The organism is Micromonospora sp. WMMA1996 (assembly GCF_002573675.1).
Lineage (GTDB): Bacteria > Actinomycetota > Actinomycetes > Mycobacteriales > Micromonosporaceae > Micromonospora > Micromonospora sediminicola.
The window spans coordinates 883,162-904,294 of the sequence record NZ_PDHU01000003.1; the positions used below are offsets into that span (position 1 = coordinate 883,162).

21 protein-coding genes and 1 pseudogene are annotated in these 21,133 nt (G+C 73.4%); 12 read left to right on the plus strand and 10 right to left on the minus strand.

Annotation, left to right across the window (positions count from 1 at the left end; translation table 11 throughout):
• Positions 1-9: 9 nt before the first annotated feature.
• Complete coding sequence (locus COO58_RS23780) at positions 10-1,932, plus strand: fumarate reductase/succinate dehydrogenase flavoprotein subunit (protein WP_091570630.1); 1,923 nt, start codon at positions 10-12, stop codon at positions 1,930-1,932.
• Entirely contained in the window at positions 1,922-2,992 is a 1,071-nt protein-coding gene (locus tag COO58_RS23785) for a succinate dehydrogenase/fumarate reductase iron-sulfur subunit (RefSeq protein ID WP_091570626.1), read from the plus strand. The genes COO58_RS23780 and COO58_RS23785 overlap by 11 nt, the downstream gene beginning before the upstream one ends.
• Positions 2,993-3,072: 80 nt before the next feature.
• Here the strand turns inward: COO58_RS23785 and COO58_RS23790 are convergent, their stop codons facing one another.
• On the minus strand, positions 3,073-3,462 hold the full coding sequence (locus tag COO58_RS23790) for a (deoxy)nucleoside triphosphate pyrophosphohydrolase (RefSeq protein WP_091576964.1): 390 nt from the start codon (positions 3,460-3,462) through the stop codon (positions 3,073-3,075).
• Positions 3,463-3,700: 238 nt separating this feature from the next.
• Between COO58_RS23790 and COO58_RS23795 the strand changes: the two genes are divergently transcribed.
• The 5 genes from COO58_RS23795 (at position 3,701) to COO58_RS23815 (ending at position 6,521) form a co-directional block, all read left to right on the plus strand.
• Positions 3,701-4,009: a 4a-hydroxytetrahydrobiopterin dehydratase gene (locus COO58_RS23795; protein WP_091570621.1), complete on the plus strand. Its 309-nt coding sequence runs from the start codon at positions 3,701-3,703 to the stop codon at positions 4,007-4,009.
• 31 nt (positions 4,010-4,040) lie between these two features.
• A complete protein-coding gene (locus tag COO58_RS23800; protein WP_091570616.1) occupies positions 4,041-4,403 on the plus strand; it encodes a PH domain-containing protein in 363 nt (120 codons plus the stop codon).
• Between the two features lie 24 nt (positions 4,404-4,427).
• Positions 4,428-5,144, plus strand: a complete 717-nt coding sequence (locus COO58_RS23805; protein ID WP_098747240.1) for a vancomycin high temperature exclusion protein — start codon at positions 4,428-4,430, stop codon at positions 5,142-5,144.
• Positions 5,145-5,195: 51 nt separating this feature from the next.
• A complete protein-coding gene (locus COO58_RS23810) occupies positions 5,196-5,927 on the plus strand; it encodes a class I SAM-dependent methyltransferase (protein WP_098747241.1) in 732 nt (243 codons plus the stop codon).
• Positions 5,928-6,026: 99 nt separating this feature from the next.
• Positions 6,027-6,521, plus strand: a complete 495-nt coding sequence (locus COO58_RS23815) for a GNAT family N-acetyltransferase (RefSeq protein ID WP_091570604.1) — start codon at positions 6,027-6,029, stop codon at positions 6,519-6,521.
• A gap of 81 nt (positions 6,522-6,602) precedes the next feature.
• On the opposite strand, the gene COO58_RS23820 is transcribed toward COO58_RS23815, so the two are convergent.
• From COO58_RS23820 to COO58_RS23850, 7 genes are all read right to left on the minus strand, one after another.
• On the minus strand, positions 6,603-7,271 hold the full coding sequence (locus COO58_RS23820) for an HAD family hydrolase (protein WP_255292754.1): 669 nt from the start codon (positions 7,269-7,271) through the stop codon (positions 6,603-6,605).
• A gap of 64 nt (positions 7,272-7,335) precedes the next feature.
• On the minus strand, positions 7,336-8,424 hold the full coding sequence (locus tag COO58_RS23825) for a hypothetical protein (RefSeq protein WP_141561947.1): 1,089 nt from the start codon (positions 8,422-8,424) through the stop codon (positions 7,336-7,338).
• A gap of 121 nt (positions 8,425-8,545) precedes the next feature.
• Positions 8,546-8,872 carry a hypothetical protein gene (locus COO58_RS23830; protein ID WP_098747245.1) on the minus strand — a complete coding sequence of 109 codons (327 nt, stop codon included), beginning with the start codon at positions 8,870-8,872 and terminating at the stop codon, positions 8,546-8,548.
• Between the two features lie 295 nt (positions 8,873-9,167).
• Entirely contained in the window at positions 9,168-9,584 is a 417-nt protein-coding gene (locus COO58_RS23835) for a peptidoglycan-binding protein (protein ID WP_098747247.1), read from the minus strand.
• Between the two features lie 205 nt (positions 9,585-9,789).
• A complete protein-coding gene (gene ychF / locus COO58_RS23840; RefSeq protein WP_098747248.1) occupies positions 9,790-10,875 on the minus strand; it encodes a redox-regulated ATPase YchF in 1,086 nt (361 codons plus the stop codon).
• Between the two features lie 58 nt (positions 10,876-10,933).
• Entirely contained in the window at positions 10,934-11,680 is a 747-nt protein-coding gene (locus COO58_RS23845) for a peptidase E (protein WP_091570585.1), read from the minus strand.
• A gap of 30 nt (positions 11,681-11,710) precedes the next feature.
• Entirely contained in the window at positions 11,711-12,223 is a 513-nt protein-coding gene (locus COO58_RS23850; RefSeq protein WP_091570581.1) for a MarR family winged helix-turn-helix transcriptional regulator, read from the minus strand.
• A gap of 93 nt (positions 12,224-12,316) precedes the next feature.
• On the opposite strand from COO58_RS23850, the pseudogene COO58_RS23855 reads away from it, so the two are divergent.
• Positions 12,317-13,138, plus strand: a pseudogene (locus tag COO58_RS23855) (EamA family transporter); the annotation flags it as partial.
• A 53-nt stretch (positions 13,139-13,191) separates the two neighbouring features.
• Here the strand turns inward: COO58_RS23855 and COO58_RS30975 are convergent.
• A complete protein-coding gene (locus COO58_RS30975) occupies positions 13,192-13,644 on the minus strand; it encodes a hypothetical protein (protein WP_245666138.1) in 453 nt (150 codons plus the stop codon).
• Between the two features lie 242 nt (positions 13,645-13,886).
• Here COO58_RS30975 and COO58_RS23860 point away from each other — a divergent pair, with 242 nt between their 5' ends.
• The 4 genes from COO58_RS23860 to COO58_RS23875 are packed head-to-tail and all read left to right on the plus strand — an operon-like array spanning position 13,887 to position 19,603.
• Positions 13,887-15,338, plus strand: a complete 1,452-nt coding sequence (locus COO58_RS23860) for a DNA-3-methyladenine glycosylase 2 family protein (RefSeq protein WP_098747250.1) — start codon at positions 13,887-13,889, stop codon at positions 15,336-15,338.
• A complete protein-coding gene (locus tag COO58_RS23865) occupies positions 15,335-15,847 on the plus strand; it encodes a methylated-DNA--[protein]-cysteine S-methyltransferase (RefSeq protein WP_091570569.1) in 513 nt (170 codons plus the stop codon). Before COO58_RS23860 ends, COO58_RS23865 begins: the two co-directional genes overlap by 4 nt.
• Positions 15,848-15,884: 37 nt before the next feature.
• Positions 15,885-17,696 (plus strand): ABC transporter ATP-binding protein, encoded by a 1,812-nt coding sequence (locus COO58_RS23870; protein ID WP_098747252.1) that lies wholly within the window; start codon positions 15,885-15,887, stop codon positions 17,694-17,696.
• Entirely contained in the window at positions 17,693-19,603 is a 1,911-nt protein-coding gene (locus COO58_RS23875; RefSeq protein ID WP_098747254.1) for an ABC transporter ATP-binding protein, read from the plus strand. The genes COO58_RS23870 and COO58_RS23875 overlap by 4 nt, the downstream gene beginning before the upstream one ends.
• On the opposite strand, the gene COO58_RS23880 is transcribed toward COO58_RS23875, so the two are convergent.
• On the minus strand, positions 19,600-21,120 hold the full coding sequence (locus tag COO58_RS23880) for a hypothetical protein (RefSeq protein WP_098747256.1): 1,521 nt from the start codon (positions 21,118-21,120) through the stop codon (positions 19,600-19,602). The genes COO58_RS23875 and COO58_RS23880 overlap by 4 nt on opposite strands.
• Positions 21,121-21,133: the final 13 nt, after the last annotated feature.

Genomic DNA, 21,133 nt, shown 5'->3' on the forward strand with positions numbered 1-21,133 from the left:
GCCCCTGAGATGACTGAGACGCGAATCGAACGACACCACTACGACGTCGTCGTGATCGGGGCCGGCGGCGCCGGCCTGCGCGCGGCGATCGAGGCCCGGCTGGCCGGCAAGAAGACCGCGATCATCTCGAAGTCGCTGTTCGGCAAGGCGCACACGGTGATGGCCGAGGGCGGCGCGGCGGCCGCGATGGGCAACGTCAACTCGCGCGACAACTGGCAGGTGCACTTCCGGGACACCATGCGCGGCGGCAAGTTCCTCAACAACTTCCGGATGGCCGAGCTGCACGCCAAGGAGTCGCCGCAGCGGATCTGGGAGCTGGAGACGTACGGCGCGCTCTTCGACCGCACCTCCGACGGCAAGATCTCGCAGCGCAACTTCGGCGGCCACGAGTACCCGCGCCTGGCGCACGTCGGCGACCGGACCGGCCTGGAGCTGATCCGCACGCTCCAGCAGAAGATCGTGTCGCTCCAGCAGGAGGACAAGCGGGAGTTCGGCAGCTACGACGCCCGGATCCGGGTGTTCGCCGAGACCACGGTCACCGAGCTTCTGCTCGACGGCGACCGGGTGGCCGGCGCGTTCGGCTACTACCGCGAGTCCGGTGAGTTCGTCCTCTTCGAGGCGCCGGCCGTGGTGCTGGCGACCGGCGGGGTCGGGCGGTCCTACAAGGTCACCTCGAACTCCTGGGAGTACACCGGGGACGGTCACGCGCTCGCGCTGCGCGCCGGGGCCACGCTGATCAACATGGAGTTCCTCCAGTTCCACCCGACCGGCATGGTCTGGCCTCCCTCGGTGAAGGGCATCCTGGTCACCGAGTCGGTGCGCGGCGACGGCGGCGTGCTGAAGAACTCCGACGGCAAGCGGTTCATGTTCGACTACGTCCCCGACGTCTTCCGCAAGCAGTACGCGGAGACGGAGGAGGAGGCGGACCGCTGGTACACCGACCCGGACAACAACCGGCGTCCGCCGGAGCTGCTCCCCCGCGACGAGGTCGCCCGCGCGATCAACAGCGAGGTCAAGGCCGGTCGGGGTACGCCAGCCGGCGGCGTCTACCTGGACATCGCCTCGCGCAAGTCGGCGGAGGAGATCCGTCGCCGGCTGCCCTCGATGTACCACCAGTTCAAGGAGCTGGCCGACGTCGACATCACCAAGGAGCCGATGGAGGTCGGACCGACCTGTCACTACGTGATGGGCGGCGTCGAGGTGGACCCCGACTCCGGCGCGGCGGCGGGCACCGTACGCGGGCTCTTCGCCGCCGGCGAGGTCTCCGGCGGGATGCACGGCTCCAACCGGCTGGGCGGCAACTCCCTGTCCGACCTGCTGGTCTTCGGCAAGCGGGCGGGCGGCCACGCCGCCACGTACACCGACCAGCTCACCGCGCGCCCGGCGGTGTCGGTGGCGGCGGTGGAGGCCGCGGTGGAGACGGCGCTGGCGCCGTTGCAGCGGGACACCGGCGAGAGCCCGTACCAGCTCCAGCAGGACCTCCAGGTGGTCATGGGCGACCTGGTCGGCATCATCCGGCGGGAGGGCGAGCTGGCCGACGCGCTGGGCCGGCTGTCCGAGCTGCGGGAGCGGGTCGCGAAGGTGAGCGCGGTCGGCGGCCGGCGCTACAACCCGGGCTGGCACCTGGCGCTCGACCTGCGCAACATGCTCGTGGTCTCGGAGTGCACCGCGAAGGCGGCGCTGGAGCGGCAGGAGTCGCGCGGCGGGCACACCCGGGAGGACTACCCGGCGATGGACCCGAAGTGGCGGCGGGTCAACCTGGTCTGCTCGCTCGACGGCGACACGGTCCGGCTGACCCACAAGCCGCTGCCGAAGATGCGGCCGGAGCTGATCGGGCTGTTCGACCGGGCGGAGCTGTCCAAGTACCTGACCGACTCCGAACTCGCCGAGTTCGACGCCCTCACCGAGGAGGCGAACACTGATGGGAAGTAAGCGCCAGTTCCGCATCTGGCGGGGCGACGAGACCGGCGGCGACCTGAAGGACTACTCGGTCGAGGTCAACGAGGGTGAGGTCGTCCTCGACGTGATCCACCGGCTCCAGGCGACCGAGGCGCCGGACCTGGCGTGCCGGTGGAACTGCAAGGCCGGCAAGTGCGGCTCCTGCTCGATGGAGATCAACGGCAAGCCGCGGCTGGGCTGCATGACGCGGATGTCGACGTTCGAGGAGACCGAGACCGTCACGGTCACCCCGCTGCGCACGTTCCCGGTGATCCGGGACCTGGTCACGGACGTCTCGTTCAACTACGAGAAGGCCCGGGAGACGCCGGCGTTCGCGCCGCCGGCCGACGTGGCGCCCGGTGACTACCGGATGCAGCAGGTCGACGTCGAGCGCTCGCAGGAGTTCCGCAAGTGCATCGAGTGCTTCCTGTGCCAGAACGTCTGCCACGTGATCCGCGACCACGACGAGAACAAGCAGGCCTTCTCCGGGCCCCGGTTCTTCATCCGGGCCTCCGAGCTGGACATGCACCCGCTTGACGCGAAGACCGACCGCAAGGAGTACGCGCAGTCCGAGATGGGGCTCGGTTTCTGCAACATCACCAAGTGCTGCACCGAGGTCTGCCCCGAGCACATCAAGATCACCGACAACGGGATCATCCCCATGAAGGAACGCGTCGTCGACCGCAGGTACGATCCCCTTGTGTGGCTCGGTAACAAGATCTTCCGGAGGGGTCAGGTGCCTCAGACCAGCGCGACCAGCGGGCATGTCAGCGGTGCGGTGACCGCCGGCGCGGCACACGGCGGGGTGCACTCCCACGCCGGCGGCTCGCACGACAGCGGCGCCGAGCGCCAGGCCCAGCAGGGTGTCAACTGGCAGCGCGAGGTGCCGCACCCGACCGCCCCGGCCGTCGACTCGAGCGGCAAGCTGCCGCTGACCGAGTTGACCTTCGACCGGGCCGCCGCGCCGTCGCCGTTCGGCGACGACGTGGAGTTCCCGCTGCCGCCGGAGCACCTCAACTTCGCCCACCCGCAGCAGGACGAGCCGAAGCACTGAGCAGCGCGACGATGACGGGGGCCAGCGGCACACGCCGCCGGTCCCCGTCTCGTTTCCGACCCGTTGTCCGGTTCGTGGTCTCAGGCGGACGCGGCGAGCAGCGGGCGCAGCGCGGGCACGATCGGCACGTCGGCCGGCAGCCAGTCGACGCTGTCCAGCTCGGCGGCCGAGAGCCAGCGCAGCTCGGCGTGCTCCAGCGCCTCCGGCTGGTCGCCGTGGAGCAGACGGGCGGCGTAGACGCGCAGGACGGAGCGACCGTGGGCCATCCGCACGTCCCGTCCCACCCGCGCGCCGACCGCGACCCGGACGCCCAGTTCCTCGGCGCACTCCCGGGCCAACGCCTCGGTCTCGGTCTCCCCCGGCTCGACCTTGCCGCCGGGGAACTCCCACCGCCCCGCCACCTCGGGGGGCGCGGAACGCTCGCAGGCGAGGACCCGGCCGGCCACGATGATCGCCGCCCCGACGACCACCCTCGGCTCCCGCCGGTCGGCCTGCCCGTTCCCGGTAACCCGTTCGGTCCGCACGAGCCACCAGCGTGCCAGATCAATCGGCGGTTTGGGTAGCTGAGTCGACCGTCAGGCCAACAGAACACGGAAGTGTGGGCGTGGACACACCATCTGTGCGGCGACAAACTAGAGGGCGTCGACTGGGACACGGGATGGCGACGATTTGGCCACAAGCCGGCAACGACGCCTGGGAGGTGCGGTGATGCGCGTGCTGTTCAGCGGCCGGGCGAAGCACGACTACCTCAGCGACGCGCTCGCCCTGCTGTCCGGATGGACCCGGGAGGGCGAGCAGATCCGCCGCACGCTCGTCCTCGACGACACCCAGCACGCCGCGCTCACCGAGCGGGTGGCAGTGGTGGCCGACGCGTTGCGGCTGCGCCCCGAGATCAGCCGCCGGGCCGACCGCACCCAGATCAAGGTGGGGCACGGCGACGACGAACCACTCACCGAGGGTGAGGTCCTGCTGGCCGCACGCATCGAGGACGCCGTCCGGGCGGTCACCGAGCGCTGAGCGCTGGCGCGCCTGCCCTACCGTCGAGGACATGTCTGGCCCGACGTACGACCGCAAGGAACAGTTCCAGCAGATCCAGAGCGGCCTGCTGCCCGGTGAGCAGATCATCGCCGTCTACGACGCGATCGGCACCGGCACCGGCTTCATCGGCCTGACCGACCGGCGGGTGATCATCCAGGACCGCTCCTTCGTCGGCAAGCGGTACGCCATCACCAGCATCCCCTACTCGAAGATCACCAGCGTGAGCGTGGTGAGCAACAAGCACTGGGGCGGCTCGTTCTTCTCCACCGGCGCGATCGCCGTGCACGTCGGCACGCACACCTACGAGGTCGAGTTCCGTGGCTCGGAGAAGAGCCACCACGTACACAACGTGATCCTGCACCACATCTCCTGATCGGACGGTGACACAATCGCCGCCATGGGGGGACGAGTCGCGCGGTGGCGCGCCTGGTGGGCCACCGACCGGCGGGCCGTACGCCTGATCCGCCGGCTCCTCCTGGTCGGCGCCGCCGGCGCGGTGCTGTCGACCGCCGTGACCGCCGGCAGCGTGGTCTGGGTCCGCGACGGCGCCGAGGGCCACGTGTTCACCGCCGCCGACGTGCCGGAGGCGCCGGTGGCGCTGGTGCTCGGCGCGAAGGTCGAGCCCGACGGGACGCCGTCGCCGTTCCTGGCCGGCCGGTTGGAGATCGCGCGGCAACTCTTCGCGGCCGGCAAGGTCCGGGTGGTGCTGGTCTCCGGCGACCACATGAACTGGGACTACGACGAGCCGGACGCGATGCGGCGCTGGCTGGTCGAGCGCGGTGTGCCGGCGGACAGGGTGGTGCTGGACCACGCCGGGTTCGACACCTACGACTCGTGCGCCCGGGCCCGACGCGTCTTCGGGGTGCGGCAGGCCACCGTGGTCACCCAGTCGTTCCACCTGCCCCGCGCGGTGACGCTCTGCCGGCGCCTCGGCATCGACACCAACGGCGTCGGCGACGACACCGCCCGCCGGTACGCCGACCAGTGGCGGATCAGCACGACCCGGGAGTACGGCGCCGCCGTGAAGGCCGCGGCGGACGTGCTCTCCGGCCGCGACCCGGTGCACCTGGGTCGCCGGGAGACCGCTGTCGACGACGCCCTGCGGGCCGGCTGAGGCGCGGTAATCCGGTTGTCGCGGGTGGCGGAGGGCTGGTCTGCTGCCGTGATGTCCGTCTTCGACGATCCCGGCCTGTTCGGCCGGCTCTGGGCCGCCACCTACGACGGCCCGGGCAATCCCGACCCCGCTCCCGCTGTCGACTTCCTCGCCCCGCTGGCCGACGGCGGCCCGGTGCTCGAACTGGCCGTCGGCACCGGCCGGGTGGCGCTGCCGCTGGCCGCCCGCGGCCTCACCGTGGAGGGCGTCGAGGCGTCCCCGGAGATGGTGGCGCAGCTGCGCGCCAAGCCGGGCGGCGAGCACATGCCGGTCACCATCGGCGACATGGCGGACGTCCCGGTCGCCGGGCCGTACCGCCTGGTCTTCCTGGTGTTCAACACGCTGTTCAACCTGGTCGACGCCGAGCGCCAGGCGGCCTGCTTCCGCAACGTCGCCCGGGTGCTGACCCCCGGCGGGGCGTTCGTGGTCGAGACCTACGTGCCCGACCCCGCCGACTTCGACCGGGACGAGCAGGTCCAGGTCCGGGAGGTGACCGAGGACTCGGCCACCATCCGACTGCACCGGTACGACCGGGCGGCGCAGACGTTCGTGCGGCAGACCGTCACGTTCGACGCCGACGGTGTGCACCTCAGGCCGTTCGCCATGCGCTACGCCTGGCCGGAGCAGATCGACGAGATGGCGGAACGCGCCGGGCTGCGCCTCGCCGAGCGGTACGCGGACTGGGACCGGACCCCGTTCGACGCCGACAGCCGGGCGCACATCTCGGTCTACCGGACCCGGTAGCGGTCGCGCCGAGGGCCGGGACCGTTCCTCCCGGCCCTCGGTCGTGCCGGTTACGCTGGCGCGGCCGGGCCTCGGCCGCCACAGGGTCAGGAGGGGTCGATGACCGTCACCGTCGCCGCGATGGACGACACGCACGCCGACGCCGTGCTGGAGATCTACCGCCTCGGCATCGCCGAGGGGGACGCCACGTTCGAGACCGAGCCGCCCGACTGGTCCCGGTTCACCGCCACCCGGCTGCCCGGGCACCGGTGGGTGGCGCTCGACCCGGCCGGGCAGGTGCTCGGCTGGGTGGCCTGCTCGGCGGTCTCGGACCGCTGCGTCTACGCCGGCGTGGTCGAGCACTCCGTCTACGTGCACCCCGGGGCGCGGGGGCGGGGCGTCGGCCGGGCCCTGCTGGACGCGTTGGCGGCCTCCACCGAGGCGGCCGGCATCTGGACCATCCAGTCCGGTGTGTTCCCGGAGAACACCGCGAGCCTCGCCCTGCACGAGCGCTGCGGGTTCCGGGTGGTCGGCACCCGGCAGCGGATCGGCCGGCACCACGGCGTGTGGCGGGACGTCACGCTCATCGAACGGCGCAGCCCGCGGATCGACTGACCGGGGCGTCAGGCGACGCGGAACTCGGTGGCCGCCGGGTAGTACGCGGGGCAACGTCGACAATCAGGAGCCGCATCGATCTCACCTGCCGGCCAACGTCAGCACGTGGTGGAATCCGCGAAGCTGGGCCGGCGAACTCGTCATCGGTAGCACCAGGGCCGGTATGCCGGCGGCCACGGAACCACCGTCGCCGCTGGGATGGTCGCCGACCATCAGCGTCCGATCCGGCTGTGCCCCCAGGGCGTCGAGTGCGGTGCGCCAGATCTGCACGTCGGGCTTGATGAAGCCGACCTCGTAGGAAAGCACGTATGCGTCGATGTAGCGGTCCAGTCCGTGCCGGGCAAAGCATTCGCGAATGTCCCAGCCGGTGTTGCTCACCACGCCAAGACGAATACCGCGGGCGCTGAGGGCAGCGAGAGTGGAGGACGTGTCCGGGTACGGCTCGAGTGCTTCGGCGTGCGTTTCGTGCAGGGCTCGCGCGAACGGCAGGTCCACCCCACGGATCTGTTGCAGGACAGCCAGAATCGCCCGGTCCCACACCTGCGGGTCCAGGTCGCGGGCAACATGAGCGGGGTCCGCAGCCGTTGCCCGCAACATCTCGGCGAAATCCGCGGTGATGCGCTGAGCGTCACCGGCGGCCACCTCCCGGCCGATCAGTGCCGCGGCGCTGCCGACCCAGCGGTCCGGGTCTCTGGCGAACAGGGTCCACGCGAAGTCGAACAGGACGGTCGTCACGGGTTTCGAAGCCACCGGACCAAGCTAGATCAGCGGGACGACTCCCGTGGGCCGTGATGCTCCTGACCGCACCCGACCGCTACCGCACCTCGTCGCCGTGGCGACTCCGCCCCTCGACCCGGTCCTGGACGATGCGCGTGCTCTGATCGGGAGTCAGCTCCGAGAACACCCGCAGGTGCTTCTGGTCCACCCACGTCACCTGGGTGCCGTCCCCGAAACCGTCGTAGCTGTCGACGCTCTTGCGGGTCAGGTTGTTCATCCGTCGGCCGTCGAGGTCGCAGGCGAACATGTCGGTCGCCAGCCCGTTCGGCTGCGGCGACTCGAACGCCACCCGGGCGCGATCCGGGTCCCGATCCGACAGGAGCGGGCGACCGGTCGCCGGTGACAGCCAGACGTCCTCGGGGTAGCGGATTCCGGCACGGACGACGAGAAGGTAGGGCGTGCGTGACACCGGCCGGCCACCGACGCACTCCACCGCGACGACCAGTCCCGGTGTACCTGTCGATCGCGCCACCTCGACGTGCCCGGTGTGCAGGGCCACTCCGTCGACGTAGGGCAGTATGCCGCCGCGGTCGAGCAGGCCGACCGCGGCGAAGCGTCGCTGCGGGGGCCGCCCGGACACAGCTTGCAGGTAGGCGAGGTCGGTGATGATGTGCAGGACGACGGTGGCTGCCGCGCGACACGTGCCGCGCACCACGAACCGGTGTGGCAGCGGCGTGGCGCGGGCGAGGTCCGTCCCGGTCAGGGCGGTGTGCATGTCGAGCCGGCCCGCGTTCGCCGCCCCCGCGGCGGCCAGCGACCAGTCGGCCGGTAGGACGCACAGGTCCCGGCCCGGGACCAGTACCCGTTTCTGCGGGCCCTCGCCGTATTCGACCGCGCTGATCCGGACGTTGGACGCGACAGGAATCGCGTCCAGTTCGAGAGCGGGACGCAGGTGACGTCGCCGCACCCGCGGGCTGACGTGTCCCAGTTCCGCCGGATCGGCGGCGGGCCGGAACTCCAGCACCAGGTAGCCGACGACGCACAGGACGGTCAGCGTCCACGCGATCCACAGGTTCCCGGCCAGGAAGGCGGGCACCTGGGACGTCGAGTAGTTCACGACGATGCTGGTCACCGTGAGGACGAGGGCGGCCAGCAGAGATCGACGTACCCCGCGCTCGGTCCGCATGCGCCGCAGGCTAGTGCACCCGGGGCTCGCCCTCCCATCCCCCGACGGGCCGAGTCTCTACACTGTGGACCCGTCCATGAAGCCGACGCGGCAGCCGGTCAGCGCGCGTGGGGCCGCCCGGTCAGGCGAGGGGCGAGGGCAGTGGCACCTCTCCCCGCAGCGCCCGCTCCGCCATCTGGACGCGCTGGGGGTGGAGGGTGGCGTCGTGCAGCGGCTGACCGGGCACGTTGATGCACCGTTCGCCGGGCAGGGAGTCGCAGACCGGACACGGTAGGAACAGGCCGCAGGACGGGACGAGTTCCGCGCCCTGGGCCAGCGCCGCCCGACCGATCTTGACGAGAGACCGGTAGAGATCGCGGTCCTGGTGTCGGGCGGCACTGGCAGCCACCTCCCGCATGCCCTCCCAGAACTGCTCGGCGGCCCTCGGCTCGTCTATGTCGATCCGCATCGTCGGGTATACCCGCCGTCGCCCCGTTGGCACCTCGTCATCCGCCCCGCGGGCCACCGACGCTCCGGACCCGCACCCGCTCGCTCGGCCGAGGAGTTCACGTCCACGGTCGGGCCGCATCCCGACCCCAACCCGTCGAGCGCAACCCGGGTGGGGGTCAATTCTGGTCGCTGGCAGGAACAGCGGACCACATTGCGGTAATCGGTTCTTCCGGTGGGATCGAGCGAGCGCAAAAAGCACGGGCGCGAATCTGCGCCGCCGCCCGGAGAAGACGACGGCGCATCATCGGAGAAACTCAGATGAACTTGCAGCCGGCGCCATTCGAGCCCTGGTGGAGCATCGCGTTGCGCGTCGCCGGGCCGTAGATGCCGTCGTCGGTCTCGCTCACCGCCCGCTGGACCGCCCGCAGGGCCTTCTCCGTGCTCGGGCCGAACTGGCTGTCCGCGGTCAGCGGGTAGACGCCCTGGATGGCGAGGACGTAGTCGTAGCAGACGTTCATGGTGACCTGGAGCTGGAAGACGCCCTTGCCCGTGTTGCCCCGGCGCATCACACAGCTGATGTTGGTGCCGTAGGACGGCACGTCGGCTCCGTTGTACGACCGCCAGTTGTTGCACGTCGACAGGGCGGCGGTCCCGATCGGAGCGGCGGACGCCGGCGTCGCGGCACCGACGATCAAGGCGGCGGACATGGCGATGGCGATTCCGTGTCGCATGGCGATTCCTTCCCCCGTGGAAGTGACGCCGGGCCGTTCAAATACATTGCCCGGCGTCAAAACCTTAAGCCGGAAAGGCGGACGGAATCAAGAAGGACCACACGAGAATTTGCGTGATGGAATCGATCGGTTTGGCAGCCAATATGCGCATGTGCTGCAAGCGATCCACTTTTACGCCGGGTCGCGGCGGTTCGCCCCGCGGGACTCAGACGTTGAAGCGGAACTCCACCACGTCGCCGTCCTGCATGACGTACTCCTTGCCCTCGATCCGGACCTTGCCGGCGGCCTTCGCCGCCGCCATCGATCCGGCCGCGACCAGGTCGTCGTAGGAGACCACCTCGGCCTTGATGAAGCCGCGCTGGAAGTCGCTGTGGATCACCCCGGCGGCCTCCGGCGCGGTCGCGCCGACCGGGACGGTCCAGGCCCGCGCCTCCTTGGGGCCGGCGGTCAGGTACGTCTGGAGCCCGAGCGTCCGGAAGCCCACCCGGACCAGCTGGTTCAGGCCCGGCTCGGACTGCCCGATCGACTCCAGCAGCTCGCGGGCCTCCTCCTCGGGCAGGTCCACCAGCTCGGACTCGATCTTGGCGTCCATGAAGACCGCCTCGGCCGGGGCGACCAGCCCGCGCAGTTCGTCGAGGAACTCGGCGTTGCCCAGCTCCGCCTCGTCGACGTTGAAGACGTAGAGGAACGGCTTGGTGGTGAGCAGGTGCAGCTCACGCAGGTGCTCCAGCTCGACCTTGGCGGCGGCGGCGCCGGCGTACAGCGTGACGCCGTTGTCCAGGACCTCGGCGGCCTTCTTGGCGGACTCGACGGCGGCGGCCCGGTCCTTGCGGAGCTTGGCCTCCTTCTCCAACCGGGGCAGCGCCTTCTCCAGCGTCTGGAGGTCGGCCAGGATCAGCTCGGTGTTGATCGTCTCGATGTCGTCGGCCGGGGAGACCTTGCCGTCGACGTGCACCACGTTCGGGTCGGAGAAGGCGCGCACCACCTGGCAGATCGCCGAGGCGTCGCGGATGTTGGCCAGGAACGCGTTGCCCCGGCCCTGCCCCTTCGAGGCGCCCCGCACCAGGCCGGCGATGTCGACGAACGAGACCGGCGCCGGCAGCACCTTCTGCGAGGAGAAGATTTCGGCCAGCGTGGCCAGCCGCTCGTCGGGCAGCCCGACCACGCCGACGTTCGGCTCGATCGTGGCGAACGGGTAGTTCGCGGCGAGCACGTCGTTCTTGGTCAGCGCGTTGAACAGGGTGCTCTTGCCCACGTTGGGCAGGCCGACGATGCCGATGGTGAGACTCACGACGAACCAGCTTACGCGCCTCGCGGCCGGTGACCGGCAGGCAGGTCCGGCGGCCCGCTCAGACCGGCACGGCGGGCAGCAGGCGCGGCTCGATCCGGGTCTCCCGCGCGGTGCCGTCCTCGGCGCGGCTCACCTCGTACGCCGCCACGCCCTCACGGTCGGCCACCGCCTCGGCCAGCCGGGTGCCCCGGTAGATCAGCCCGACGCCGTCGTCCGTGCAGTGGCTGGTCGGCAGCGTGCCGTCGGCGACCAGTCGGTGCATCAGCGGCCGGCGCTGCTCCTCGCTGTCGTAGTGCACGCCGTTGCCGTACGGGAGCCAGCCCAGCCCCTCGGTGAAGGCCCGCAGGGTCGGTCCGTAGCTGTCGGTGGCGCCGCCCACGTGCCAGCAGATCGAGCCGGCGGAGACCCCGGCCAGCACCACACCGGCCTGCCAGCACTCGTGCAGGATCTCCGGCAGGCCGTGCACCCGCCACACCGCGCACAGGTTGGCGACGCTTCCGCCCCCCACCCAGACGACGTCCTGCGCGAGCAGGTGGGCGCGGATGTCCTCGACGTTCGGCATCGGGTAGAGCGCCAGGTGGGACGGGCGGAACGGGGTGTTGGCGAACGCGCCGTAGAACACCGTGTAACCGGTCGGCTGGTCGCCGACGGCCTGACCCAGGTAGCAGATCCGGGGGGCGTCACCGGCCCGGGCCAGCTCGGCCATCAGCGGGAAGAGCTGGCTCGGCCGGGCGTCCCACGGCCCGCGGCGGCGGCTGAAGAAACCCATGCTGGTGGCGACGATGGTCGGTTCGGTGGCAGGCATGCCCGTCCTTCCGGTCGTTGGCGTCCGAGATCATCCTGCCCGATCCGGCGGCTCCGCCTCGGCCCCTGCCAGCAGGGCACGCAGCAGGTCGGCCAGCCGCTCCCGGTCGGCGGGGGGCAGCGTGTCGAGGATCCGCCGCTGCACCTCCAGCCCGGCCTCGGCCGCCTCCTCGACCACCCGGCGACCGGTCTCGGTGAGGCTGACCCGCAGGGCCCGCCGGTCCGCCGGGTCGGGCGCGCGCCGGACCAGCCCGGCCCGTTCCAGCCGGTCGAGCCGGCCGGTCATCCCGCCGGAGGTCAGCATCAGCGAGCCGGCGAGCGCCTTCGGCGCCAGGGTGTACGGCGGTCCGGAGCGGCGCAGCGCGGCGAGCACGTCGAACTCGCCGCGGCCGATGCCCCAGCCGGCGTACACCTTCTCCTGGCGGTCGCCGACCAGCCGGGCGAGCCGGTAGATGCGACCGAAGACGGCCATCGGCTCGGGTCGCATGCCGGCGCGTTCCCGGCGCCACTGCTCGACGATCAGGTCCACCTCGTCCGTTGCCACGGTTGCCGATTGTGCCGCACCTCGCACTTCCCCTTTTCCTCGGCCCTAACTATCTTAGGGCTAAGCAAATTAGTGGCGAGGTAAGGAGTTCCCATGACCCACCGGCGCAGCGACGTCGCGCTCACCGCCCTGGCGCCGATCACCTGGGGCACCACCTACCTGGTCACCGCCGAGCTGCTGCCCGCCGACCGGCCGCTGTGGTCCGGCGCCGTCCGCGCCCTGCCGGCCGGCCTGCTCCTGCTGGCGCTCACCCGCCGACGGCCGCACGGCGTGTGGTGGGGCCGGGCCGCCCTGCTCGGCGCGCTCAACATCGGGGCGTTCTTCCCGCTGCTCTTCGTGGCCGCGTACCGGCTGCCCGGCGGCACCGCGGCCGTGCTCGGGGCCGTGCAGCCGCTGCTGGTCGTCGCGCTCACCGTCGCCCTGCTCCGGGACCGGCCCGGCCGACCGGCGCTGCTCGCGGCGGTCGCCGCCCCGGCCGGCGTGGGACTCGTGGTGCTGCGGCCGGACGCCGGCCTCGACCCGCTCGGCCTCGCCGCCGGCCTGGCCGGCACCGCGGCCATGGCGGCCGGGCTGGTGCTCACCCGCCGCTGGGGCCGGCCGTCCGGGGTAGGCACGCTGACGGTGACCAGCTGGCAGCTCGTCGCCGGCGGCCTGCTGATCCTGCCGGTCGCGGCCGCCGTGGAGGGCGCCCCGCCCGCGCCGGACGGCCCGGCCCTGCTCGGGTACGCCTGGCTCGGGCTGGTCGGCACCGCGCTGGCCTACGCGTTGTGGTTCCGGGGGGCGGCGCGGTTGCCGGCCACCCGGGTGTCGGTGCTCGGCGCGCTGAGCCCGCTGACCGCCGCGACGCTCGGCTGGCTGGTGCTCGGGGAGGCGCTGGGCCCGGCCCAGCTCGCCGGGTTCGCGGTGGCGGTCGCCGCCATGGTGCTCGGTCAGCTCCCGGGGCGCGCCGGCGGCGGACGGCGGCACCGTCAGCCGGCCAGCAACCGGCGCCAGTCGTCGGTCGCCACCCCCTCGGGCAGGGCGCCCGGCGGCAGCTCCGCCGCCGCGGCGAACGGCAGCGTGAAACGGTGCGCGGCGGCGGGCCCGGCCGCGTGCGACCGGTCGAGCAGCCAGCGCACCTCGTCGGCGGACCAGCCCAGGCCCGGCCGGGCCGCGATCTCCCGGACCAGACGCAGGCCGACCCGGGTGTCGTCGTCGTAGAAACGCATGCACCAGTGGTGCGCCCACATGCCGAGCGCGCGCAGCCCGGCCGGGTCGAGCGAGCCGGCCAGCCGACCACAGGCGGTGTCGGCGAACGGCCGCCCCGGGTCGTCGGCCCGGTCCCGTTCGATCGCACCGTAGGCGGCCGGCGCCACCGCCCGCATCCGGTCGTAGAAGCCCTGCACCACCGCGGCGTCCAGCCGTGCTCGCCCCGATCGCATCAGCGGACACCCCGCCCGGCCACGCTCGCCATGCCCCGCACCTTTTCTTGAGTTGGTGGCGAGGACCGTACCGACCACTTACGACAGTTTCTCGCATCGATCGCCAAGATCCACGCCACCTCGCCGGGGTGGCGGCATCCGGGAAGCGGGGACCCCGCCACCTCGCCGAACTGGCGCGACCGCCGGCACTCACGTCCGAAACCCGCCAGCCGAGCGTCGGACCTGCGAGGCAGGATCGGTGCATGGAGTTGGACTTCGAGCGGTGCTACCGGGCCGTCGACAGCCGCGACCCGCGGTTCGACGGCTGGTTCTACACCGGTGTGACCTCGACCGGGATCTACTGCCGGCCGTCCTGCCCGGCGATGACCCCGAAGCGGCAGAACGTCCGGTTCTTCCCGTCCGCCGCCGCGGCACAGGGCGCCGGTCTGCGGGCCTGCCGCCGGTGCCGGCCGGACGCCGCGCCGGGTTCCCCGCAGTGGGACGTTCGGGCCGACGTGGTCGGCCGGGCGATGCGGCTGATCGCCGACGGCGTGGTCGACCGCGACGGGGTGCCCGGCCTGGCCACCCGGCTCGGCTACACCGAGCGGCACCTGCACCGGATGCTCCGGGCCGAGCTGGGCGCCGGTCCACTCGCGCTGGCCCGGGCGCAACGCGCCCAGACCGCGCGGATCCTCGTCGAGACCACCGGCCTCGGCCTCGCCGAGGTGGCGTTCGCCGCCGGGTTCGGCAGCGTCCGGCAGTTCAACGACACGGTCCGCGAGGTGTACGGCGTCACCCCGTCCGAGCTGCGGGCCGGCCGGAGCGGGCGGCGCGCGGCCGGCGGGGCGGGCACGGTCACGCTGCGGCTGGCCCACCGGCCGCCCCTGCACGCCGGAGCGCTGCTCGACTTCCTCGCGCTGCGCGCGCTGCCCGGCGTCGAGGAGGTCCGGGACGGCGCCTACCACCGCGCGCTGCGGCTGCCGCACGGCTCCGCCACGGTGACGCTGGCCCCGGTCGACGGCCACGTGGCCGCCACGCTGCGGCTGGCCGACATGCGGGACCTGGCGCCCGCGGTGGCCCGCTGCCGACGCCTGCTCGACCTGGACGCGGACCCGGTCGCGGTCGACGCCACCCTTGCCGAGGACCCGGCCCTGGCCCCGGCGGTCGCCGCCGAGCCCGGCGTCCGGCTCCCGCACGCGGTCGACGGCTTCGAGCTGGCCGTGCGCGCCGTCACCACCCAGCAGGTCTCGCTCCGGTCCGCCCGCACCACCCTCACCCGCCTCCTCGCCGCCGTCCCGCCCGCCGACCCGGGCGTGGCCGAGGAACCGGCGGGCGGCCTGCGGGCCTTTCCGACCCCGGCCGAGGTGCTGGCCGCGCCGGACACGGCGTTCCGGATGCCCGGGGCCCGACGGGAGACGATCCGGGCGCTGGCCCGGGCCGTCGCCGACGGCGAGCTGGACCTGGAGCCCGGAGGCGACCGCGAGGAGGCGTCGCGGCAGCTTGCCGCGGTGCCCGGTGTCGGGCCGTGGACGGCCGGCTACCTGGCCATGCGGGCGCTCGGCGACCCCGACGTCGTGCTCGCCACCGACCTGGGCGTCCGCCGGGGCGCGGCCGCGCTCGGCCTGCCCGACGACCCGAAGACCCTGCACGCCTACGCCGACCGCTGGCGCCCCTGGCGGTCGTACGCGACGATCCGACTCTGGAGAGCGGCATGAGCACTGTGGACAGCACCGTCATCGACACCCCCGCCGGCCCGCTGAGCGTGCTCGCCGGCCCCGACGGGTCGGTACGCGCGGCCGGCTTCACCGCCGACCCGGCGGCCCTGGTGCCGTTGACGCATCCGAGCCTGCGCGGTGACCTGCGGGAGCGGGGCGACCTCGGCCCGGTGACCGCCGCCGTGCGCGCCTACCTCGACGGTGACCTCACCGCGATCGACGCGATCCCGGTGGAGCAGCACACCGACGGCCTCTTCCTGACGCACGCCTGGCGGGTGCTGCGCGACGTGAAGCCGGGCGACCCGGTGACCTACACCGGCTTCGCCGCGCTGGCCGGGCGACCGGCCGCCGTCCGGGCCGCCGCGGCGGCCTGCGCGCGCAACGCCGCCGCGCTCTTCGTGCCCTGCCACCGGGTGCTGCGCACCGACGGCACGCTCGGCGGCTACCGCTGGGGGCTCGACGTGAAGAAGTGGCTTCTCGGGCATGAGGGACGGGTGACGGCTAGCTGACAGCCGAACCGTCGCCCCCGGCCGCTACCGTCGGGTAGTGCCCGCGCCCAGCGACGGCAGCCCCGCGGCGCATCCCGACGCCCGGTCCCAGCCGCTGCGCAACCTCTGGCGGCTGCGGCCCTACCTGCGCCCATATGCGCCGGAGTTCGCCTGGCTGCTGGTCGCGGCGCTGGCCGCGACGGCGGCGAGCCTGGCCGTCCCGCTGGTGGTGCAGCGCGTGGTCGACGGGCCGGTGGCCCGGCACGACGAGGCCGGGCTGCTCCGCCTGGGCGGCCTCGCGTTGCTGCTCGGGCTCGCCGAAGCGGTGCTGATCTTCATCCGGCGGTGGACCCAGTCGTCCTCCTCGGTGGGCATGGAGGCGGCCATCCGGGCCGACATCTACGCGCACCTGCAACGGCTGCCGACCAGCTTCCACGACCGCTGGCAGTCCGGCCAGCTGCTCTCCCGGATCACCAGCGACCTCTCGGTGATCCGCCGGTTCCTCTCCTTCGGCCTGCTCTTCCTGGTGCTCAACCTGATCACCTACGCCGCCGTGGTGGTGCTGCTGATCCGGCTGCACCCCTGGCTGGGGCTGCTGGTCGCGGCCAGCGCCGTCCCGCTGTTCCTGATCAGCCGCCGGTTCGCCCGGCACTACCACGCCGCGTCCCGGCGGATGCAGGACCAGCAGGGCGACGTCGCCACCCTGGTCGAGGAGACCGCGCAGGGGCTGCGCACCATGCGGGCGTACGGGCGGGGGCCGGAGCTGGCCGCGCGCTTCGCCGTCGGCGCCCGCCGACTGCACGACACCGGCATCGGCAAGGCCCGCCTGCTGGCCCGCACCTCCGCGTTGTTCGACCTGGTGCCCAACCTGACGCTGGGCGCGGTCCTGGTGGCCGGCGCCGCCGCCGTCGCCGACGGCGCGCTCACCATCGGTGAGCTGGTCGCCTTCGTCAGCCTCCAGCTCATGCTGATCTGGCCGGTGCAGTCGCTGGGCTGGATCATCGCCAACGGGCAGGAGGCCGCTACCGCCGCCGACCGGATCCAGGAGGTCCTCGACACCCCGCCGACCATCGTGGACCGGCCGCACGCCCGCGCGCTGGACCGGGCCGACGTGCGCGGCCGGCTCCGCTTCGAGCGGGTGAGCTTCCACTACCCGGGCACACCCGCGCCGGTGCTGCACGAGCTGGACCTGACCGTCGAGCCGGGCGAGACACTCGCGCTGGTCGGCGCGACCGGCTGCGGCAAGAGCACCCTGCTGTCGCTGGTCCCCCGCCTGCACGAGGTGACCGACGGCCGGATCACCCTCGACGGCCACGACCTGCGCGACCTGCGACTCGGCGCGCTGCGCCGGCTGGTCGGGGTGGCCTTCGAGGAGCCGACCCTGTTCTCCATGTCGGTCTGGGAGAACCTGACCCTGGGCCGACCCGACGCCGGTGAGGAGGAGGTCCGGGCCGCGCTGGCGCTGGCCCAGGCGGAGTTCGCGTACGAGCTGCCGTGGGGGCTGGCCACCCGGGTCGGCGAGCAGGGCCTGTCGCTCTCCGGCGGGCAGCGGCAACGGCTGGCGCTCGCCCGGGCGGTGCTCGGCCGGCCCGCCCTGCTGATCCTCGACGACCCGCTGTCCGCGCTCGACGTGCACACCGAGGCGCTGGTCGAGGCGGCACTGCGTCGGGTGCTGCGCGACACCACGGCGCTGCTGGTGGTGCACCGGCCGTCCACGGTGGCGCTGGCCGACCGGGTGGCGCTGCTGGAGGCCGGCCGGATCGTCGCCGTCGGCACCCACTCCGAGCTGCTGGCCCGGGTGCCGGCCTACCGGGCGGTGCTCTCCGCGGAGCCGGATCGACGACCCGGCGTCGGCCTGGTGCGGTCGTGACCGGCCGCGCCCCGCGGGTCCCCCGGCCCCGGGGCGGCCCGACGAACGGCGTCCGCGTCGATCCGGACGCCGACCTGTCACGGTGGCGGGGCCGGGCCACCGACCCGGACGCCGACCGCAGCCGGGCCGAGGACTCGTCCCCGGCGGCGGTGACCCGCCTGCGCGCCCGCAGCCGGCTCCTGCTGCGTCACCTGCTCCGCCCGCACCGGCGCCGGCTCGGGCTGGCCGTGTCGCTGCTGCTGGCGCAGAACGCGGCCGCGATGGCCGGGCCGTACCTGGTCATGCTCGGCATCGACCGGGGCATCGGGCCGCTGCGGGCCGGCGATGCCGGGCCGCTGGTCGCGGTGGCCGCCGCGTTCGTCGTCGCCACCGTCACCGAGTACGCGACCCGGCGCGCGTTCCTCGCCCTGGCCGCCCGGATCGGCCAGGCCGTCCTGCTCGACCTCCGCCGCCGGGTGTACGCGCACTTCCTCCGCCTCGACGTCGGTTTCCACGAGCGCTACACGTCCGGCCGGATGGTGTCCCGGCTGACCAGCGACCTGGAGTCGATCGGCGAGCTGGTCGACGGCGGCATCGACAAGCTGGTCATGGCGGTGCTGTCGGTGCTGTCGGTGGCGGGCATCCTGCTCTGGCTGGACCTCCCGCTGGCGGCGGTCACCCTGCTCGCCTTCCCGTTCCTGTTCTGGCTGTCCCGCTGGTTCGCCCGCGCCTCGGCCGGGGCGTACCGGCGCACCCGGGAGGCGGTGGCGCTGGTCATCGTGCACTTCGTCGAGTCGCTGCGCGGGATCCGGGCGGTGCAGGCGTTCCGCCGGGAGCCGCGCAACCAGCGCATCTTCGCCGCGGTCAACGACGACTACCGGTGGGCGAGCCTGCGCGCGTTCCGGCTGATCGCGGTCTACTCGCCGGGCATCCGGCTGATCGGCAACCTCACCGCCGCGGTGGTGCTCGGGTACGGCGGCTGGCGGGTGCTGGGCGGCCGGACCGAGGTCGGCGTGCTCGCCGCGTTCCTGCTCTATCTGCGGCGGTTCTTCGAGCCGATGGAGGAGCTGAGCCAGTTCTACAACGCGCTCCAGTCGGCGACCGCGGCACTGGAGAAGCTGGCCGGCGTGCTGGACGAACGGCCGGCGGTGGCCGAACCGGCGCGCCCGCTGCCGCTGCCCGCCGGCCCGCCGCGCGGCGGCGTGGTCTTCGAGGCGGTCTCCTTCGGCTACCGGCCGGAGACGCCGATCCTGGGCGACCTGGACCTGACCGTGCCGGCCGGGCAGACCGTCGCCCTGATCGGCCCGACCGGCGCCGGCAAGTCCACGGTGGCCAAACTGCTGGCCCGCTTCCACGACCCGGCGGCCGGCTCGATCCGCCTGGACGGGGTGGACCTGCGTGACCTGGCCGACGCCGAGCTGCGCCGGGCGGTGGTGCTGGTCACCCAGGAGACCCACCTGTTCAGCGGTTCCGTCGCCGAGAACATCAGGTTCGGCCGGCCGGACGCCGACGACGACGCCGTGGTCGCCGCCGCCCGCGCGATCGGCGCGCACGAGTTCATCTCCGCCCTGCCCGACGGGTACGCCACCGACGTGCACCGGCGGGGCGGCCGGCTCTCGGCCGGGCAGCGGCAGCTCGTCGCGTTCGCCCGGGCGTTCCTGGCCGACCCCCGGGTGCTGATCCTCGACGAGGCCACCTCGTCGCTGGACGTGCCGACGGAACGCCTGGTGCAGCGCGCGTTGCACAGCGTCCTGCGCGACCGCACCGCGCTGGTGATCGCCCACCGGCTCTCCACCGTCGAGACCGCCGACCGGGTGCTGGTGCTCGACGGCGGCCGGATCGTGGAGGACGGTTCACCGGCCCGGCTCGCCGCCGCCGGCGGCCGGTACGCCGCCCTGCACCGCCAGTGGCGCGACTCGCTGCTCTAGGGACGCGGCCCCTCGGTGGTGGCCTCGGCCCGCAGGTCGCGCCGGATCCGGTCGACCGCCCGACCGAAGCCGAAGAGCAGCACCAGGACCAGGGCGGACACCGCGACAAGCATCGGCACGGTCAGGGCGACGCCCTCGGACGAGCCGAGTCCCAGGCCCCGGATCACCGTCGGCGCCAACGCCAGTGCGGACAGAGCGATCGCGGCGGCGCCGAGTGCCAGGACGCCCGCGGCGCGGCCCGGGTCCCGGTCGGCGTCTGCCCCGGGGGCGGTGACGACGAGCACCAGGCCGAAGCCGAGCGCCAGGCCGAGCCCGAGCGCCGAGGGCAGCGACACCACGAGCGTGCCGGTGCCGGGCAGCTCGGCCTGGACCGTCGGGACGGCGAACGGCACCGCCAACGCGGCCAGGAGCAGGCCGACCGCGTCCCAGGGCAGCAGGCCCGGTCGCAGCCGGGCCAGCGTGGCGCCGGCCACGACCGCGGCCACTCCGGCCAGCAGGACCAGGTACGCCTGCGCCCGTTCCCCGACGAAACCGAGCCGCAGCCCGAGCAGGAGCAGCGGTCCGGTGGCGAACCCGAGCACCACCCACCGCGCGGCGGTCGCCCGGCCGGTGCGCCACGCGTAGCCGAGCAGGACCAACCCGGCGACCACCGCGACGGCCACCGGGGAGAAGTACGCCACCGACTCGACGAACCGCGCCCGGCGGGGACCGACCAGACCGTCCGGGCTGAGCCGGAACACGTCGACCACCCACCAACGTGTCATCAGCCCGGCCAGGGTGAGCACGGCCGCGACGGCGGTGGCCACGACGGCCCCGATCGGGGCCCGTCCGGCCGACCGTCGGCCGGGCTCGCCGGTAGGCGGGCCGGTGGGATCGGCGTTGGCCGTGCCGACGGGGCGGCCGGACTCCCGGTGGCGGAGCACCGCGGCGACGACGACGGCCAGCACACTGACCCCGACCTGCGCCGACCAGCCCCGGCCGCCGCTCGCGACGCCGTCGCCCGCCGCCAGACGGAACAGCTCCTCCACGCCCGGACCGACCACCAGACCGGCGGCGAGCGCGGCGGCGACCGGCCAGCGCCGCGCGGGCGCCGAGCGGGCCACCGCCGACAGCGCCCCGCCGAGCGCCAGCCCCGCCCCGACCGCCGCCGCCAGCACGGCCAGCACGCCCTCGGCGGTGGGCGGCTGCTGGGGCACCAGACCGGCGCCCTGCCGGAGGCCCACCTCGCCGGCCAGGTAGTCCAGCGCCAGGCCGGCCAGCGCGACCGGCCAGCCGGGCAACCGGTCCGCCACGGCGACGGCGGCCAGGACCACGGCCAGCAGCGCGCCCGCGCCCAGCGCGACGAGCGTGCCGCTCAGCCGCAACGACCCGGTCGGGAAACCCTGGACGAGGTCGGCGAAGCCGGCCTGGCGGGCCACCGCGAGGCCGCGCGTGCCGAAGTACGCCCCGACCGCGACCGCCGCCACCGCCCCGGCCACCGTGGCGGCGGCCGGTGGCGTACGCGTGCTTCCGTCCATCGTGGTGCCTCCC

Coding starts and splice junctions, on each gene's coding strand:
- COO58_RS23780 (WP_091570630.1), top strand. CDS start 10: ATGACTGAGACGCGAATCGAACGACACCACTACGACGTCGTCGTGATC.
- COO58_RS23785 (WP_091570626.1), top strand. CDS start 1,922: ATGGGAAGTAAGCGCCAGTTCCGCATCTGGCGGGGCGACGAGACCGGC.
- COO58_RS23795 (WP_091570621.1), top strand. CDS start 3,701: ATGCGCGTGCTGTTCAGCGGCCGGGCGAAGCACGACTACCTCAGCGAC.
- COO58_RS23800 (WP_091570616.1), top strand. CDS start 4,041: ATGTCTGGCCCGACGTACGACCGCAAGGAACAGTTCCAGCAGATCCAG.
- COO58_RS23805 (WP_098747240.1), top strand. CDS start 4,428: ATGGGGGGACGAGTCGCGCGGTGGCGCGCCTGGTGGGCCACCGACCGG.
- COO58_RS23810 (WP_098747241.1), top strand. CDS start 5,196: ATGTCCGTCTTCGACGATCCCGGCCTGTTCGGCCGGCTCTGGGCCGCC.
- COO58_RS23815 (WP_091570604.1), top strand. CDS start 6,027: ATGACCGTCACCGTCGCCGCGATGGACGACACGCACGCCGACGCCGTG.
- COO58_RS23825 (WP_141561947.1), bottom strand. CDS start 8,424: ATGCGGACCGAGCGCGGGGTACGTCGATCTCTGCTGGCCGCCCTCGTC.
- COO58_RS23830 (WP_098747245.1), bottom strand. CDS start 8,872: ATGCGGATCGACATAGACGAGCCGAGGGCCGCCGAGCAGTTCTGGGAG.
- COO58_RS23835 (WP_098747247.1), bottom strand. CDS start 9,584: ATGCGACACGGAATCGCCATCGCCATGTCCGCCGCCTTGATCGTCGGT.
- COO58_RS23845 (WP_091570585.1), bottom strand. CDS start 11,680: ATGCCTGCCACCGAACCGACCATCGTCGCCACCAGCATGGGTTTCTTC.
- COO58_RS30975 (WP_245666138.1), bottom strand. CDS start 13,644: ATGCGATCGGGGCGAGCACGGCTGGACGCCGCGGTGGTGCAGGGCTTC.
- COO58_RS23860 (WP_098747250.1), top strand. CDS start 13,887: ATGGAGTTGGACTTCGAGCGGTGCTACCGGGCCGTCGACAGCCGCGAC.
- COO58_RS23865 (WP_091570569.1), top strand. CDS start 15,335: ATGAGCACTGTGGACAGCACCGTCATCGACACCCCCGCCGGCCCGCTG.
- COO58_RS23880 (WP_098747256.1), bottom strand. CDS start 21,120: ATGGACGGAAGCACGCGTACGCCACCGGCCGCCGCCACGGTGGCCGGG.